At 67.1% G+C, this 15280-nt stretch carries 12 protein-coding genes; 5 read left to right on the top strand and 7 right to left on the bottom strand.

Going from position 1 to position 15280, the window contains the following annotated elements; translation table 11 throughout:
- Nucleotides 1-218 precede the first annotated feature (218 nt).
- From tuf to GOPIP_RS02015, 6 genes are all read right to left on the bottom strand, one after another.
- Nucleotides 219-1409: an elongation factor Tu gene (gene tuf, locus GOPIP_RS02040; RefSeq protein WP_006367846.1), complete on the bottom strand. Its 1191-nt coding sequence runs from the start codon at nucleotides 1407-1409 to the stop codon at nucleotides 219-221.
- A 131-nt stretch (nucleotides 1410-1540) separates the two neighbouring features.
- Nucleotides 1541-3646, bottom strand: coding sequence for an elongation factor G (fusA, locus tag GOPIP_RS02035; RefSeq protein ID WP_006367845.1), 2106 nt, complete (start codon nucleotides 3644-3646; stop codon nucleotides 1541-1543).
- A 147-nt stretch (nucleotides 3647-3793) separates the two neighbouring features.
- Nucleotides 3794-4264: a 30S ribosomal protein S7 gene (gene rpsG / locus GOPIP_RS02030; RefSeq protein WP_005199940.1), complete on the bottom strand. Its 471-nt coding sequence runs from the start codon at nucleotides 4262-4264 to the stop codon at nucleotides 3794-3796.
- A gap of 6 nt (nucleotides 4265-4270) precedes the next feature.
- Nucleotides 4271-4642 carry a 30S ribosomal protein S12 gene (gene rpsL / locus GOPIP_RS02025; RefSeq protein WP_006367844.1) on the bottom strand — a complete coding sequence of 124 codons (372 nt, stop codon included), beginning with the start codon at nucleotides 4640-4642 and terminating at the stop codon, nucleotides 4271-4273.
- Between the two features lie 583 nt (nucleotides 4643-5225).
- A complete protein-coding gene (locus tag GOPIP_RS02020) occupies nucleotides 5226-5879 on the bottom strand; it encodes a hypothetical protein (RefSeq protein ID WP_006367843.1) in 654 nt (217 codons plus the stop codon).
- On the bottom strand, nucleotides 5876-6781 hold the full coding sequence (locus tag GOPIP_RS02015) for an exodeoxyribonuclease III (RefSeq protein WP_006367842.1): 906 nt from the start codon (nucleotides 6779-6781) through the stop codon (nucleotides 5876-5878). Before GOPIP_RS02015 ends, GOPIP_RS02020 begins: the two co-directional genes overlap by 4 nt.
- 166 nt (nucleotides 6782-6947) lie before the next feature.
- Here GOPIP_RS02015 and GOPIP_RS02010 point away from each other — a divergent pair, with 166 nt between their 5' ends.
- The 3 genes from GOPIP_RS02010 to GOPIP_RS02000 all read left to right on the top strand — a co-directional run bounded on the left by GOPIP_RS02010 (nucleotide 6948) and on the right by GOPIP_RS02000 (nucleotide 11085).
- Nucleotides 6948-8669, top strand: coding sequence for a serine/threonine-protein kinase (locus tag GOPIP_RS02010; protein WP_006367841.1), 1722 nt, complete (start codon nucleotides 6948-6950; stop codon nucleotides 8667-8669).
- A gap of 30 nt (nucleotides 8670-8699) precedes the next feature.
- Nucleotides 8700-9347, top strand: a complete 648-nt coding sequence (locus GOPIP_RS02005; RefSeq protein WP_006367840.1) for a Pr6Pr family membrane protein — start codon at nucleotides 8700-8702, stop codon at nucleotides 9345-9347.
- A 76-nt stretch (nucleotides 9348-9423) separates the two neighbouring features.
- Nucleotides 9424-11085 (top strand): sigma-54-dependent Fis family transcriptional regulator, encoded by a 1662-nt coding sequence (locus tag GOPIP_RS02000; protein ID WP_014361048.1) that lies wholly within the window; start codon nucleotides 9424-9426, stop codon nucleotides 11083-11085.
- A gap of 32 nt (nucleotides 11086-11117) precedes the next feature.
- Here the strand turns inward: GOPIP_RS02000 and GOPIP_RS01995 are convergent, their stop codons facing one another.
- The gene (locus tag GOPIP_RS01995) at nucleotides 11118-12284 is read right to left on the bottom strand and encodes an HPP family protein (protein ID WP_006367838.1); all 1167 of its coding nucleotides are present in this window, start codon (nucleotides 12282-12284) and stop codon (nucleotides 11118-11120) included.
- Between the two features lie 282 nt (nucleotides 12285-12566).
- On the opposite strand from GOPIP_RS01995, the gene GOPIP_RS01990 reads away from it, so the two are divergent.
- Both GOPIP_RS01990 and GOPIP_RS01985 read left to right on the top strand, forming a co-directional pair.
- Nucleotides 12567-14063 carry an aldehyde dehydrogenase family protein gene (locus GOPIP_RS01990; protein WP_006367837.1) on the top strand — a complete coding sequence of 499 codons (1497 nt, stop codon included), beginning with the start codon at nucleotides 12567-12569 and terminating at the stop codon, nucleotides 14061-14063.
- A gap of 81 nt (nucleotides 14064-14144) precedes the next feature.
- Nucleotides 14145-15263 carry an NDMA-dependent alcohol dehydrogenase gene (locus tag GOPIP_RS01985; protein ID WP_006367836.1) on the top strand — a complete coding sequence of 373 codons (1119 nt, stop codon included), beginning with the start codon at nucleotides 14145-14147 and terminating at the stop codon, nucleotides 15261-15263.
- The last annotated feature ends 17 nt before the right edge of the window (nucleotides 15264-15280 follow it).

Genomic DNA, 15280 nt, shown 5'->3' with positions numbered 1-15280 from the left:
ACGAGAAGGCGCCCCAACCGCGAAAGCGGTTGGGGCGCCTTTGATAACTCAGTGAGTCAGAGTGTCACTTGACGATCCGTGACGCAGGCCCGTGCCCACATGACAACGCTCTCACGCCACCACAGAGGGCACGGGAAATCATCACTTGACGATCCGTGACGCAGGCCCGTGCCCACATGACAACGCTCTCACGCCACCACAGAGGGCACGGGAAATCGTCACTTGACGATCTTCGTGACTCGACCCGCACCAACGGTGCGGCCACCCTCGCGGATGGCGAAGCGCAGGCCCTCGTCCATGGCGACCGGCTGGATGAGCTTGACGCTCATCTCGGTGTTGTCGCCCGGCATGACCATTTCGGTGCCCTCGGGGAGGGTCACGACGCCGGTCACGTCGGTGGTACGGAAGTAGAACTGCGGACGGTAGTTGTTGAAGAACGGGGTGTGACGGCCGCCCTCGTCCTTGGACAGGATGTAGGCCTGGCCCTCGAACTCGGTGTGCGGGGTCGTGGTGCCCGGCTTCACGATGACCTGGCCACGCTCGACGTCCTCACGCTTGAGGCCGCGGAGCAGCAGACCGGCGTTGTCGCCCGCCTGCGCCGAATCGAGGAGCTTGTGGAACATCTCGATACCGGTGACGGTGGTCTTGGTGGACTTCTCGCGGATGCCGACGATCTCGACTTCCTCGTTCACGTTGACCTCGCCGCGCTCCACACGACCGGTGACCACGGTGCCGCGGCCGGTGATGGTGAAGACGTCCTCGACGGGCATCAGGAACGGCTTGTCGGTCTCGCGAACCGGATCCGGGATCGACTCGTCGACCGCGTCCATGAGCTCCTCGACGGACTTGACCCACTCCGGGTCACCCTCGAGGGCCTTGAGCGCCGACACCTTGACGACGGGGGCTTCCTCGTCGAACTCCTGGGCGGCCAGCAGTTCGCGGACCTCCATCTCGACGAGTTCGATGATCTCTTCGTCGTCGACCATGTCGGCCTTGTTCAGGGCGACCAGGATGTAGGGCACACCGACCTGGCGGGCCAGCAGCACGTGCTCACGGGTCTGCGGCATCGGACCGTCGGTGGCGGCAACCACGAGGATCGCGCCGTCCATCTGAGCCGCACCGGTGATCATGTTCTTGATGTAGTCGGCGTGACCGGGGGCGTCCACGTGGGCGTAGTGACGCTTCTCGGTCTCGTACTCGACATGCGAGATGTTGATCGTGATACCACGAGCCTTCTCTTCAGGAGCCTTGTCGATCTGATCGAACGCGAAGCTCTTGTTGAGGGTCGGGTACTTGTCGTGCAGGACCTTGGTGATGGCCGCGGTCAGGGTGGTCTTGCCGTGGTCGACGTGACCGATGGTGCCGATGTTCACGTGCGGCTTGGTCCGCTCGAACTTCGCCTTCGCCACTTGATTGTCCTCCTGGACTTGTTGCTCTACTGGGCGGATCCCAGCAGGGGTTTTCTCTTACGTTGTTCGCGCCGTGTCACCACGGCGTCGGTCGCCGTGAGCGCTTCGCGACAGACCGCGCAGCGAGTGAATTACTCGCCGGTGGCCTTCGCGATGATTTCCTTCGACACGTTCGCCGGAACCTCGGCGTACGAGTCGAACACCATGGAGTAGTTAGCCCGGCCCTGGGTCCGCGACCGCAGGTCGCCGATGTAGCCGAACATCTCCGACAGCGGAACCTGCGCCTTGACGACACGGGCACCGCTGCGCTCCTCCATGGCCTGGATCTGGCCACGGCGGGAGTTCAGGTCGCCGATCACGTCACCCATGTAATCCTCCGGAGTCGTGACCTCGACGGCCATGATCGGCTCCAGGATGACCGGGCTCGCCATCCGCGCAGACTCCTTGAGAGCCTGTGCACCGGCGATCTTGAAGGCCATTTCCGAGGAGTCGACGTCGTGGTACTGACCGTCGAGCAGGGTGACCTTCAAGTTGACCAACGGATAACCGGCGAGCACGCCGTACTGCATCGCGTCCTGCGCACCGGCATCCACCGACGGGATGTACTCGCGCGGCACACGACCACCGGTCACGGCGTTCTCGAATTCGTAGGTCGCACCATCCTCGGCGTCCACCAGGGGCTCGAGCTTGATGATGACCTTCGCGAACTGGCCGGAACCACCGGTCTGCTTCTTGTGCGTGTACTCGTGCTTCTCGACGGTCTTGCGAATCGTCTCGCGGTAGGCCACCTGCGGCTTACCGACGTTCGCCTCGACCTTGAACTCGCGACGCATGCGGTCGACGAGGATGTCGAGGTGGAGCTCGCCCATACCGCCGATGACGGTCTGACCGGTCTCCTCGTCGAGGTGGACCGAGAACGTCGGATCCTCTTCGGCGAGCTTCTGGATCGCGGTGCCGAGCTTCTCCTGGTCGGACTTGGTCTTCGGCTCGATGGAGACGTTGATGACCGGATCCGGGAAGCTCATCGACTCGAGCACGATGGGTGCGTTCGGGTCGCACAGGGTGTCACCGGTGGTGGTGTCCTTGAGCCCGATCATCGCGTAGATGTGTCCGGCCCAGGCCTCGTCGACCGGGTTCTCCTTGTTGGCGTGCATCTGGAAGAGCTTGCCGATGCGCTCTTTCTTGCCCTTGGTGGCATTGAGCACCTGGGTACCCGCACTGATGTGACCGGAGTACACCCGCACGAAGGTCAGCTTGCCGAAGAACGGGTGCGCGGCGATCTTGAACGCCAGAGCCGAGAACGGCTCGTCGGCACTGGGCTTGCGAGAGAGGATCTCCTCCTCGTTGCCCACCGCGTGGCCCTCGACGCTCGGCACGTCCAGCGGGGACGGCAGGTACGCGATGACGGCGTCGAGCATCGGCTGGATGCCCTTGTTCTTGAACGCCGAACCACAGATCACCGGGTAGTACTCGCGGGCGATCGTGAGCTTGCGGATCGCGCCCTTGATCTCGTCCTCGGAGAGCTCTTCACCACCGAAGTACTTCTCCAGCAACGCCTCGTCGCTCTCGGCGACGGTCTCGAGCAGCTTCTCGCGGTACTCGGCGGCCTGATCGACGAGATCGGCGGGGATCTCCTCGAAGGTCGGCTCCGCACCGATCTCGACGGTGCCGCGCCAGGTGATCGCCTTCTGGGTGATCAGGTCGACGACGCCGTCGAAGTTGTCCTCGGCACCGATCGGCAGCTGCAGGACGAGCGGCTTGGCACCGAGACGCTCCTCGATGGTGCGCACGGTGAAGAAGAAGTCCGCACCGAGCTTGTCCATCTTGTTGACGAAGCAGATACGCGGCACGTCGTATTTCTCGGCCTGTCGCCAGACCTGCTCGGACTGCGGCTCGACGCCTTCCTTGCCGTCGAACACCGCGACCGCACCGTCGAGCACGCGCAGGCTGCGCTCCACCTCGACGGTGAAGTCGACGTGGCCCGGGGTGTCGATGATGTTGATCTGGTTCTTGTTCCAGAAACAGGTCACCGCAGCGGAGGTGATGGTGATCCCCCGCTCCTTCTCCTGCTCCATCCAGTCCGTCGTCGAGGCGCCGTCGTGGGTCTCACCGATCTTGTAGTTCACACCGGTGTAGAAAAGGATTCGCTCGGTCGCGGTGGTCTTGCCGGCATCGATGTGGGCCATGATGCCGATGTTGCGAACCTTGTTGAGGTCGCTGAGCACTTCCTGTGCCATCAAGTTCCCTTCGGGAAGATTTCGGACTAAAGGCTGTCTTCATTTGTCAGCCCGGGCTCGCTGCGCTCGCCCCCACCCTCGCAGGCTCGGGTGGACTGGCCGGTCGTCGCTGCGCTCCGAGCGGCCAGTGCCCGGTGTTGAGTTCTTCTACCAGCGGTAGTGCGCGAACGCCCGGTTGGCCTCGGCCATCTTGTGGGTGTCCTCGCGACGCTTCACCGACGCGCCCAGACCGTTGGAGGCGTCGAGCAGCTCGTTGGCCAGACGCTCGACCATGGTCTTCTCGCGACGCTGCCGGCTGAAGGTCACCAGCCAACGCAGGGCGAGGGTGTTGGCACGGTTCGGCTTGACCTCGATCGGCACCTGGTAGGTGGCACCGCCGACGCGGCGGCTCTTGACCTCGAGGGTCGGCTTGACGTTGTCGAGGGCGCGCTTGAGGGTGACCACCGGGTCGGTGCCGGTCTTCTCGCGGGCCTGCTCGAGTGCGCCGTAAACGATGCGCTCGGCGGTCGACTTCTTGCCGTCCAGCAGGATCTTGTTGACCAGCTGGGTGACCAGCGGCGAACCGTAGACGGGATCGTTGATCAGCGGGCGCTTGGGTGCGGGTCCTTTACGTGGCATCGCTTATCAGCTCCCCTTCTTCGCGCCGTAACGGCTGCGGGCCTGCTTGCGGTCCTTGACACCCTGGGTGTCGAGCGAGCCGCGGATGATCCGGTAACGCACACCGGGGAGGTCCTTCACACGACCACCACGCACGAGCACCATCGAGTGCTCCTGCAGGTTGTGGCCCTCACCCGGGATGTAAGCGGTGACCTCGACGGCACTGGTCAGGCGCACACGGGCAACCTTGCGCAGCGCGGAGTTCGGCTTCTTGGGGGTGGTGGTGTAGACGCGGGTGCACACGCCGCGACGCTGCGGGCTTCCCTTGAGCGCTGCGGTCTTCTTCTTCGCAGCCTTGTCATGACGGCCCTTGCGGACCAGCTGATTGATCGTTGGCACTGAGTATTTCTTCCTTTGTCGGCACGTTCGCCCGCACGCGAGGTGGAGCGCTCGATGGTGTTGTCGTCGTGGTTTGTGCTCCGGGCAGGTCGTCGGAATCGGTCGGGACCGGACTTCCGGCGACCTCCACAACTCGCCCCACCAGGGCGTAGACCCTGGTCAGTACAGTTATTGCTACCCCGAGGTCGGGCGTGTCAAACACCCGACAGCGGAATCGCTTGTCAGTCCGGCCACCCCTCGCACGGGCGGGAGTTCCCATGCGAGCTGTCTACCTCCGTCGCCGTCGGCGTAAACCTCGGGCGGCGTGGGCAGGGCACGCGGACTGGCCCGGCTGTTGCCAGGCACCGACGGTCCACTCTACCGATGGGGTTCACACAGGTCAAAAATCGGATCCAGACGGCCAACGCGACCGCAACCCGGGGTGATCGGCAGATGACCGGACGTGGTTGGTGAACCACCTGACCTGCCTGAACATTCCCGCACCAGGAAATCGGACACGCACACCGGAGGTGCTCGATGGCCAGCACCGGAGGTGCTCGATGGCCAGCACCGGAGGTGCTCAATGGCCCAGCACCGGAGGTGCTCAATGGCCCAGAAAGGTCTTGAGCATCACGATGACCGCGGCGAGCCCGGCGGCGATCAGTCCGGCGATCAGCATGCGCATGTCGAGTCGATTGCCGCGGACACGCTCGGTGACGATCGGGACCGAGGCGATCCGGATCACGATGACGCAGCCGGACACCAGCTGGGCGACCTGCGTCGGGATGAGGTCGTGGTACCCGAGGGCCAAGATGATGGCGGGCCAGATCGCCGACGACATGATGGGCACGGCGTCGCGCAGCTCGTCGAGGATTTCGCGGCGCAGGTCGGGGCGTTCGACTTCGCCGTCGTTCACCTCGGCGCCCTCATCCACCCCGTCGGCGGCGCGATTACCGCTCGTGCTCTCGTGCGCCTCCGGGATGTTGGCCCACGCGAGCAGATCCGCGAAGATGTGCGCGATGTAGGTGGTCAGCCCGGTGCCGAGCACGATCAGCACCGCATGTCCCTCGTAGATGTCGCCGGCCGAGGCGAGGACGATCGCCGCCAACACCAGCAGGTTGCCGTAAACGTACGCCGAGAGCCGTGAGGCCGCCCGAGCGGGCGGCAGCGGTCCGCCGCGGCGCGCGGTGAGGACGCCGTACCACTGTGGGTGCCGACGGGCATCGTTGGCGGCGGCGCCCGTCCCGGCGTCGTTCACGAGGAGGCCCGGCCCGGGCCGACGTCCTTGGCCTGCGGCAACGACACCTTCGACGATCCGCGGCGCGCCGGATTGGACGGCGGCGGAACCATCGGTCCGATGTCGCCGTCGGGGGCGTCGTCGAGGTCGACGATGACCGGTGCGTGATCGCTCGGCTTGGACCCCTTGCGCGCGGCGCGGTCCACCCACGTCGCGGCCACCCGGGGTGCGGTGTCGGCGCCGGCGAGGATCAGGTCGATCCGCATGCCGAGATCCTTGTGGAACATTCCGGCACGGTAGTCCCAATAACTGAAGACGCGTTCGGACGGCCACCGGGTGCGCACCACGTCGGTCAGGCCGAGATCCTCCAGACCTGCGAGCGCCGCGCGCTCGGGTTCGGTGACGTGGGTGTGGCCCTCATAGGCCTTGGGGTCGAACACATCGGCGTCGGCGGGCGCGATGTTGATGTCGCCGCACAGCATCGTCGTGGCCGCCTCGGGCGCGACCACTTCCCGGAGCCGGTCGAGCCACGCGAGCTTGTAGCGGTAGTGATCGGAGTCGGGCTCGCGGCCGTTGGGTACATAGAGGGAGTACACGCGCACTCCCCCGCAGATCGCCGACACCGCACGCGCCTCGGGCGCCGACTCGGGGTCGGGATAGCCTGGCGCACCGGCGAATCCGCGGCGCACCTCGGACAGACCGACCCGGGACAGGATCGCGACCCCGTTCCACTGCCCCTGCCCGACGTGCACGAACTCGTAACCGCGGTCGGTGAATTCGGGCCCGAGGACGGTGTCGAAGACGTCGTCGGAGAGTTTGGTCTCCTGCAGGCACACCACATCGGGGCGCCGCTCATCCAGCCAGGGCAACAGCCGGGGAATCCGCTGTTTCACCGAGTTCACGTTCCAGGTCGCCACACGCATGCGACCACGGTATCGCCGGTGCACGTCGCGCTCGCGGCATCCCACCCCGCAGATCCGATCCGCCGAATGGAGGACCGAGCACGTGACCACCACAGGTCGGGTGTGACATCGTCGATCACAGACCCGGTCGATCACCGACCCGCCATCCGAGCAAGGGCACGAGACCATGACATTACGAGTCGGCTCGACCTTCGCCGGATACACCGTGCTCGCCCCGCTCGGCGCCGGCGGCATGGGCGAGGTCTACCTGGTGGAGCATCCACACCTGCTGCGGCGGCAGGCGTTGAAGGTCATCTCGCGTCTCGGGGCGGGTAACGACGAGTTCGCGCGTCGCTTCCTCCATGAGGCCCGCACCGCCGCGGCCCTGGACCATCCGGGCATCATCACGGTGCACGACTTCGGGATCGTCGACGAGACACCGTGGTTCACGATGAGTTACATCGACGGCGCCGACCTGAGCGCCGCGGACCTCACACCCGACGAGGTCGTGCACATCGTGGGCCGCGTCGCCGACGCCCTCGACCACGCCCACCACCAAGGAGTGGTGCACCGCGACATCAAGCCCGCGAACATCGTCGTCACCCGCGCGGCATCGACCCAGGAGATCGACCGGGTGATCGTCCTGGACTTCGGGATCGCCAAGCTCGCCGGCGGCGACGCCACACCACTGACCGCAACCAACGCCATCATCGGCACCCTGGCCTACTGCGCGCCCGAGATCATCGAGGGCGGCGCGGCGACCGCACTCTCGGATCAGTACTCCCTGGCGTGCACGGCCTATCAGCTCCTCACCGGCACCACACCGTTCCACGCGGCCGAGCCCGCCGCTCTGATCCGCGACCATCTCGCCCGACCCGCCCCCGCTCTCGGCCTCGCCCATCCCGACCTCGCAGGGCTCGATGCGGCCTTCGCCACCGCCCTGGCCAAACACCCCGAGGATCGCCACCGCGACTGCCGATCGTTCGCCGCCGCGCTCGTCGCGTCGAGCACCGCCGCAAGAAGTACTGCCACAACGAGCACTGCCACAACGAGCACCATCGCGACTCCGGACCCGACGACGACGGCGCTGCCCCGAGTGCCCCACACCCAGTGGCGCACTCGACCGCCGCGAACCCCACCACCGCGAACCCCACCACATCGAACCCCGCCACCCGGGACCCCACCCCCGCGCACCCGGCCCGCCACCGACGAGCGCACCGTCACCCGGGCCCGACCGCCCGCTCCGATCCCACAGGCACCACCTCCGCCGACTCCGATCCCGCCGCCGGCTCCCGCACGACGCACCCGCGGAACCACCGCCACGCTCTGCGCCGCGATCCTCGCCCTTGCCGGCGCCGCGATGATCGCCGGAAGTCTGCTCGGCTGGGCGACGATCTCGTTCACCGACACCACCGGCCGGCAACGGAGTTACACCATCAGTGGACTCGGCACCGTCAGCCACGGTGGTGCCGCGGGCGACTTCGATCCGCTCTCCGTCGCGCACTACACCGCAGCGGGCATGCCGACGGTCATCTGCGGGGCGGTACTCGTACTCGCCGCGGCTGCGCTCTGCATACGCCACCTGGTGTTCATGGGCGCGATGCAACGATTCAGCCCGCTCGCTTCGCTCCCGGCGCTGCATCGATTCAGCCCGCTCGCTTCGCTCCCGGCGCTGGTCGGCGTCGCCGCAGGCGGGGCCGGTGCATTCTTCGCCGCACGCGCCATCCGCGACCCGTGGCGCGCGGTCGCCTCGACCGATCCCTCACTCACCCCGTTTCGGCAGTGGCTCGACGCGGCCACCGTCGGTCCGGGCCTGTGGATGGTGGCCGCGAGCGCCGCGGTCGGCGTCGTCGCGTCGATCCTGGCCGCGATCGTCGGCTCGCCAACCACCTCGCGTCGAGGAGCATGACAGGAACGACGACCATGACAGGATTGCGTCATGTCGGAATTCCCCGTCCTGTCCCGGATCGACGAACGCCTCTGGTGGATTCGACTCGTGCGGTTGGGCTTTGCGGCCCTGGGTGCGGCGGCGTTGATCCTGTTGCCCATCCGGCAGGCCGACGTCGCCGGTTTCACCCTCGGCAACTACCTGAGCTACTTCACCGTGCTGTCGAACATCGCCGCCGTCTGCGTGCTGACGATCGGCGCCGTATTCGCACCGGAATCCGTTGTGTGGCAATGGATCAGGGGAGCAGCGACCACATGCATGGCGATCACCGGGATCGTCTACGCACTGCTGCTCTCGGGTATCGACGTGAACCTGAACATCGAGTGGATCAACTCGGTGCTGCACCGTGTGCTGCCGCTGGTCCTGCTCGTCGACTGGATCGTGGTGCGACCGCGCCGCCTGCCCGCGTGGAGTTGGTGGAGTTGGTTGGCGATCCCCCTGGTCTACGGCGTGTACACGCTCACCCGGGGCACGGTCGTCGACTGGTATCCGTATCCGTTCATCGACCCGCGCGCACAGGGCTACCTGTCGATGACGATGTCGATGATCGTCATCGTCATCGGGATGGCCGGGCTCGCGTTCGCGGTGTCCTGGCTCGGGACGCGGCTGCCGTGGCGAACGGCCGAATCCACCGGGTGACGGACACCCCACCAGCACCGGACCTCCCGAGGGCGGACCGGCGCCTTTCGCGTGCACCCCGACATGTGCCATCGTTGTGACCATCGACACAACAGCGGCAGCGCACCCCGATCCCCGCCATCGGACTCCCGGCCGACAGGTCATCGCAGCGTCCTGGCGGCGATCAGCGATGTCCGGAATCCGCCCCGACAGCGACGTACTGCCCGCGCCGGTCGACATCTCGTCAGCCGACCCGCTCCTCGACGCCGCCCGGCCCGTCCTCGACGACGCCGCCTCGCGGATCGTCGGCAGCGAGATGTCGCTACTGCTCGTCGACCACGAATGCCGCATGGTCTCCCGCGTCACCGGCGGCACCACCATCGAGCGCGCACTCGACGGCGCCGGCGCGGCCAGCGGGGTGCCCTTCGGCGAAGCCGCGGTCGGCACCACCGCGCTCGGCACGCCCGCCGAGATCCGTCGCGGCGTGATGGTCAACGGCTCCGAGCACTACCTCGAGAAGTTCAAGCGACTCAGCTGCTTCGGTCAGCCGATCATCCACCCGGCCACCCGACGCCTCGTGGGCAGTCTGTGCATGACCGAGGTCGCCGACAACACCAACCCGTTGGCGGTGCCGTTCGTCAACGGGATCGTCGCCGACATCGCCGATCGGCTCCTCGATCGCTCCCGCTCACATCAACGACGGGTGCTCGACGCGTTCCAGCGCGCCGCCCCGCGCCGCGATGTCGCGGTCGCCGCCATCGGTGACGACATCCAGCTCACCAATACCCTTGCCGCCGAACTACTCTGCGCATCCGACTTCGGCGCGCTGCGGGCCGTGGTGGCCGACCCGGCGCTGCACCCGACCACCCTGTCGCTGACCCTGGCCGGCGGGACCGCCGTGGAGATCCTCGTCGAGCCGGTGGCGGGGACCCATGGTGCGGCACTGTTCCATCTGCGGCCGCTGACCGTCGGAGCCACCTCGCCCCCCACACCCGCACGCCCGGCATCGGTGGCCGCGGGCATCGCGATCACCGGTGAGCCGGGTACCGGACGCAGCACGACGGCCCGCTCGCTGGCCGCCGACCTCGGCGGTGATCACCGACCCCCGATCGTCGTCGACGTCGCCGACGCCCTCATCGACGGCGCCGCGCCGGACATCGCGGCGGTGCTCGCGCGGAGTCGCGCGGAGTCGGTGGCGCTGGTCGTCGACGGCGCCGAACTCCTCGACGACCGGTCGCTGACGCTGCTCCGCCATGCCGCGGGCCGGGCCACATCGGCCGCGCCGGTGATCGTGGTGACCGGTCCGCCGGCGCAACTCGGCGCCGGGGCGGCGGCTCTCATCGGGCATTGCCCGCGACGGGTGGACCTGCCGCCGCTGCGCCAACGCAGCACCGAGCTCGCCGCGATCGCCAGCGGCATCGTCGCCGACCTCGCGCCGGACACCGCACTGTCGAGCGGGGCCACCGACTGCCTTCTCAGTCAGGAGTGGCTGGGCAATCTCACCGAGTTGGTGGCGGTGCTCGACGAGGCGGTGGCCACCTGCCGGTCCCGGTCGGCGCGCACGGTCGAGGTCGCCGACCTCCCCGAGCGGTACCGCACCACGAGCCGCGCCGCGCACCTCGCCGGCCGCGAACAGGCCGAGCGACAGGCGATCATCGACGCGCTGGAACACTGCTCGCACAACAAGGTTCAGGCCGCCCGGGAACTCGGGATCTCCCGGACCACGCTGTACGCGCGGATGCGAGCGCTCGGGATCTGAGCCAGAGCACCGCATACTCCGGGAACGTCGGCCTACCCGGTGACCGCGTTCCCGCCGTTGCGCAGGGCGTGACGAGCGAGGACCGTGATGAGATCGGTCTGGGTCACGATGCCGACGATGGCCGGCCCGTCGAGCACCGGCACCGCGTCACAGCCACGTTCGGCGAGCTGGGGTAGCAACGCGGCGATCGGCGTATCCCGATGTACCACCGGCAGATCCGTGGTCATGATGTCGGTGGCACACACCTCCGGAGCGGCGAACACCTCCGGAGCGGCAAACTCCTCCGGGGTGCCGCGCACCTCCGGAACTGTCGGGGACAGTCCGGACTCGATGAGATCGATCTGGAACACCACTCCCACGTACGCACCGTCGGCACCGACGACCGGCAGCGAGGTGAATCCGTGCTCACCGAAGAGATGCGCGAGTTCCGCCCGACCGGTCCGGGGAGCGACCGTCACGAGATCCCGGGACATCACCGACGCCACCTCCACCGGGCCGGTGACGTGCCCGGCCGCCTGCAGTTCGGCGGCTCCGACCAGTCGCGCGAGATCGGCGACCCCGAGGTTCAGTGACTGCTGATAGCGCGCCAGGATGTCGGCGAGTTCGTCCTCACGGAGTCCCACCCGTTCGGCGGGGTCGGCAACCGGATCGAACTGCCGGAACGGGTAGCGACGCCCGGTGAGCCGACCGAATGCCACGGCGGTCACCACCAGCAGCACGGCGCCGACGGCGACCGGCGCCAGGGCGAAACGGAATCCGAGCTCACGCACGGTGTCGGGTGCCAGAGCCGCACTCATCGCCACCGCACCCGCAGGCGGATGCACTGCCCGACACAGGATCATCGCCGCGACGGCCGCCCCGACCGCCAACGCCACCCGCACCGTGGGCTCGTCGACGACGAGCGTGATCCCGACGCCGACCACCGCCGAGACGACGCTGCCGACGACGACTGCCCACGGCTGGGCGAGTGGGCTGTTGGGCGCGGCGAACACGAGCACCGTCGTCGCACCGAACGGCGCGATGAGATACATCCCGAGGTGCAGATCCACCCCGGAGGACAGCATCACGACGCCGAGCACCCCGAGACCGAGACACGATCCGAGCCCGGCGCGCAGGGCCTCACGCGGCGAACCGGCGCCGGTCGCCGGCCCGAGCCCGTGCGCGGCCCGACCGAGGGCACCGGTGATCCTCGGCAGCATCGCCGACCTCCCGGGTTGAGGTGAGTGTGACCTCATCACGCTAGGTCAGCGGCTCTCCGGCGCCGAGGTCGGCACCTGTACAGCACGGTGTTCAGTTTCTGTACATCTCGACCGACCCATGCGGTGGCAGAAATAGAAGCAGGACCGAATATGACCCCCGTCACAACTGATCCGTCATTGACGACACCGCCATGTTCGCCCCGTGTCCCTCATCCGCCATTCCTTCATCCCCCATTCCTTCATCCCCCAATTCCTTCATCACTGAGTCGAGCAGGAGCCCACATGACCGCCGTCGCAACCGAACTCCTCCCCCGGGTACGGGATTTCATCTCGTCGGAGAAGAAGATGCTGATCGGGGGTGAGTGGGTGTCGGCGGAGTCCGGGCGGACGTTCGAGACCATCGATCCCGCCACCGCCCGCCCCATCACCAGCGTCGCCCACGGCGGTGCCGCCGACATCGACCGTGCGGTGCGCGCGGCCCGTGCCGCGTTCGACGAGGGCGCGTGGGTCCGGATGAAGCCCAACGAGCGGGAACGTCTGCTGTGGCGGGTCGGTGACATCCTCACCGAACGCGCCGAGGAGTTCGGCCAGCTCGAGGCCCTCGACAACGGCAAGGCCGCGACCATCGCGACCGCCGTCGACACCAACTGGTCGGCCGACATCTTCCGCTACAACGCGGGTCTGGCCACCAAGATCACCGGCTCGACCGTGAACGTGTCGATGCCGTTCGTCCCGGGCGGCGAGTTCCACGCGTACACCCTGCGCGAGCCGGTCGGTGTCTGCGGACTCATCGTGCCGTGGAATTTCCCGCTGCTCATGGCGGCGTTCAAACTGGCACCCGCACTCGCCGCCGGCAACACCGTGATCCTCAAGCCGGCCGAGCAGACCCCGCTCACCGCCCTGCTGCTCGGTGAGGTCTTCCAGGAGGCGGGCTTCCCGCCCGGTGTGGTCAACATCGTCACCGGTTTCGGCGATGCGGGCGCTGCACTCTCGGCACACGACGACGTCGACAAGATCGCCTTCACCGGTTCGACCGAGGTCGGCAAGAAGATCGTCGACGCCGCCAAGGGCAACCTGAAGAAGGTCTCGTTGGAACTCGGCGGCAAGAGCCCCAACATCGTGTTCGCCGACGCCGACTTCGAGAAGGCCGTCGCCGGGTCGGTGGCCGCGTGGATGTTCAATCACGGCCAGTGCTGCGTCGCCGGTACCCGCCTGTTCGTCGAGCGCCCCATCTTCGACGACTTCACCGCCGCCGTCGCCGAGGCCGCATCGCAGGCCAAGATCGGGCCGGGTCTGGACCCCACCACCGAGCTCGGACCGCTGGTCAGCCAGGAGCAGTTCGATCGCGTCTCGGGGTATCTCGCGGCCGGCCTCGCCGACGGAGCTCGCGCATTGACCGGCGGAAAGCGTTGGGGCAATGAGGGGTTCTTCATCGAGCCGACCGTCTTCGTCGACGTCGAACCGGACTTCTCGATCGTGCGCGAGGAGATCTTCGGTCCCGTCGTCGCCGCCCTGCCCTTCGACGCCGACACCGGTGTCGCCGCGGCGGCAAACGATTCCATCTACGGCCTGGCCGCCGGAATCTGGACCCAGGACCTGTCCAAGGCCCACAAGACCGCCCGGGCGATCAAGGCCGGCTCGGTGTGGGTGAACCAGTACAACGGCTTCGACACCGCGATGCCCTTCGGCGGTTACAAGCAGTCCGGATGGGGCCGCGAGCTCGGCGGCTCGGCGATCGATCTGTACACCCAGACCAAGGCCGTCAACGTCGCCCTGTGAGAGTTCCACGCTGTGACAGTTCCGCTCTCTCCCAACACTTTTCTCCATGATCAATTCTCATCACTCACATAGGAGTAGTCGATGACCATCACCACCAAGGCCGCCGTCCTCACCGGCCCGGGCAAACCGTTCGAACTCGTCGAACTCGACCTCGAGGAGCCCCGCGAGGGTGAGGTACTCATCAAGTACACCGCTGCGGGACTGTGCCATTCCGACCTGCACCTCACCGACGGTGACCTGCCGCCGCGCTATCCCATCGTGGGCGGTCACGAGGGTTCGGGCATCATCGAGGCGGTCGGGCCCGGCGTCACCAAGGTCAAGGTCGGCGACCACGTGGTCTGCAGCTTCATCCCCAACTGCGGCACCTGCCGCTACTGTTCGACCGGCCGGCAGAACCTCTGCGACATGGGCGCCACCATCCTGGAGGGCTCCATGCCCGACGGATCGTTCCGATTCCATTCCGGCAAGGACGATTTCGGTGCGATGTGCATGCTTGGCACCTTCTCCGAGCGGGCCACCATCAGCCAGCACTCGGTGGTCAAGGTCGACGACTGGCTGCCGTTGGAGAAGGCGGTCCTCGTCGGCTGCGGCGTCCCATCGGGCTGGGGCACCTCGGTCTACGCGGGCGGGGTGCGCGCCGGCGACACCGTCGTCATCTACGGCATCGGCGGCCTGGGCATCAACGCCGTGCAGGGTGCGGTCTCGGCCGGCGCCAAGTATGTCGTCGTCGTCGATCCGGTTGCGCTGAAGCGGGATACGGCCATCAAGTTCGGGGCGACGCATGCCTTCGCCGACGCCGAGGAGGCCGCGGCCAAGGTCAATGAGCTGACCTGGGGCCAAGGCGCCGATCAGGCTCTGATCCTCGTCGGCACCGTCGACGAACAGGTCGTCTCGAGTGCGACCGCGGTCATCGGCAAGGGCGGCACGGTGGTCATCACCGGACTGGCCGACCCCACCAAGCTCACCGTGCACGTCTCCGGCACCGACCTCACGCTGAATCAGAAGACCATCAAGGGGTCGCTGTTCGGCTCGGCCAACCCGCAGTACGACATCGTCAAACTGCTGCGCCTCTACGACGCCGGGCAGCTCAAGCTCGACGAACTGATCACCACCACCTACACACTCGATCAGGTCAACGAGGGCTACCAGGATCTTCGCGACGGCAAGAACATTCGCGGAGTGATCATCCACGACAGCTGAGTGATTCGGCGTCCACC

Source organism: Gordonia polyisoprenivorans NBRC 16320 = JCM 10675 (assembly GCF_000241325.1).
GTDB classification, from domain to species: Bacteria; Actinomycetota; Actinomycetes; order Mycobacteriales; family Mycobacteriaceae; genus Gordonia; species Gordonia polyisoprenivorans.
The sequence above is the reverse complement of the archived record's forward strand: the minus strand, read 5'-3'. Positions and strand labels throughout refer to the sequence as shown.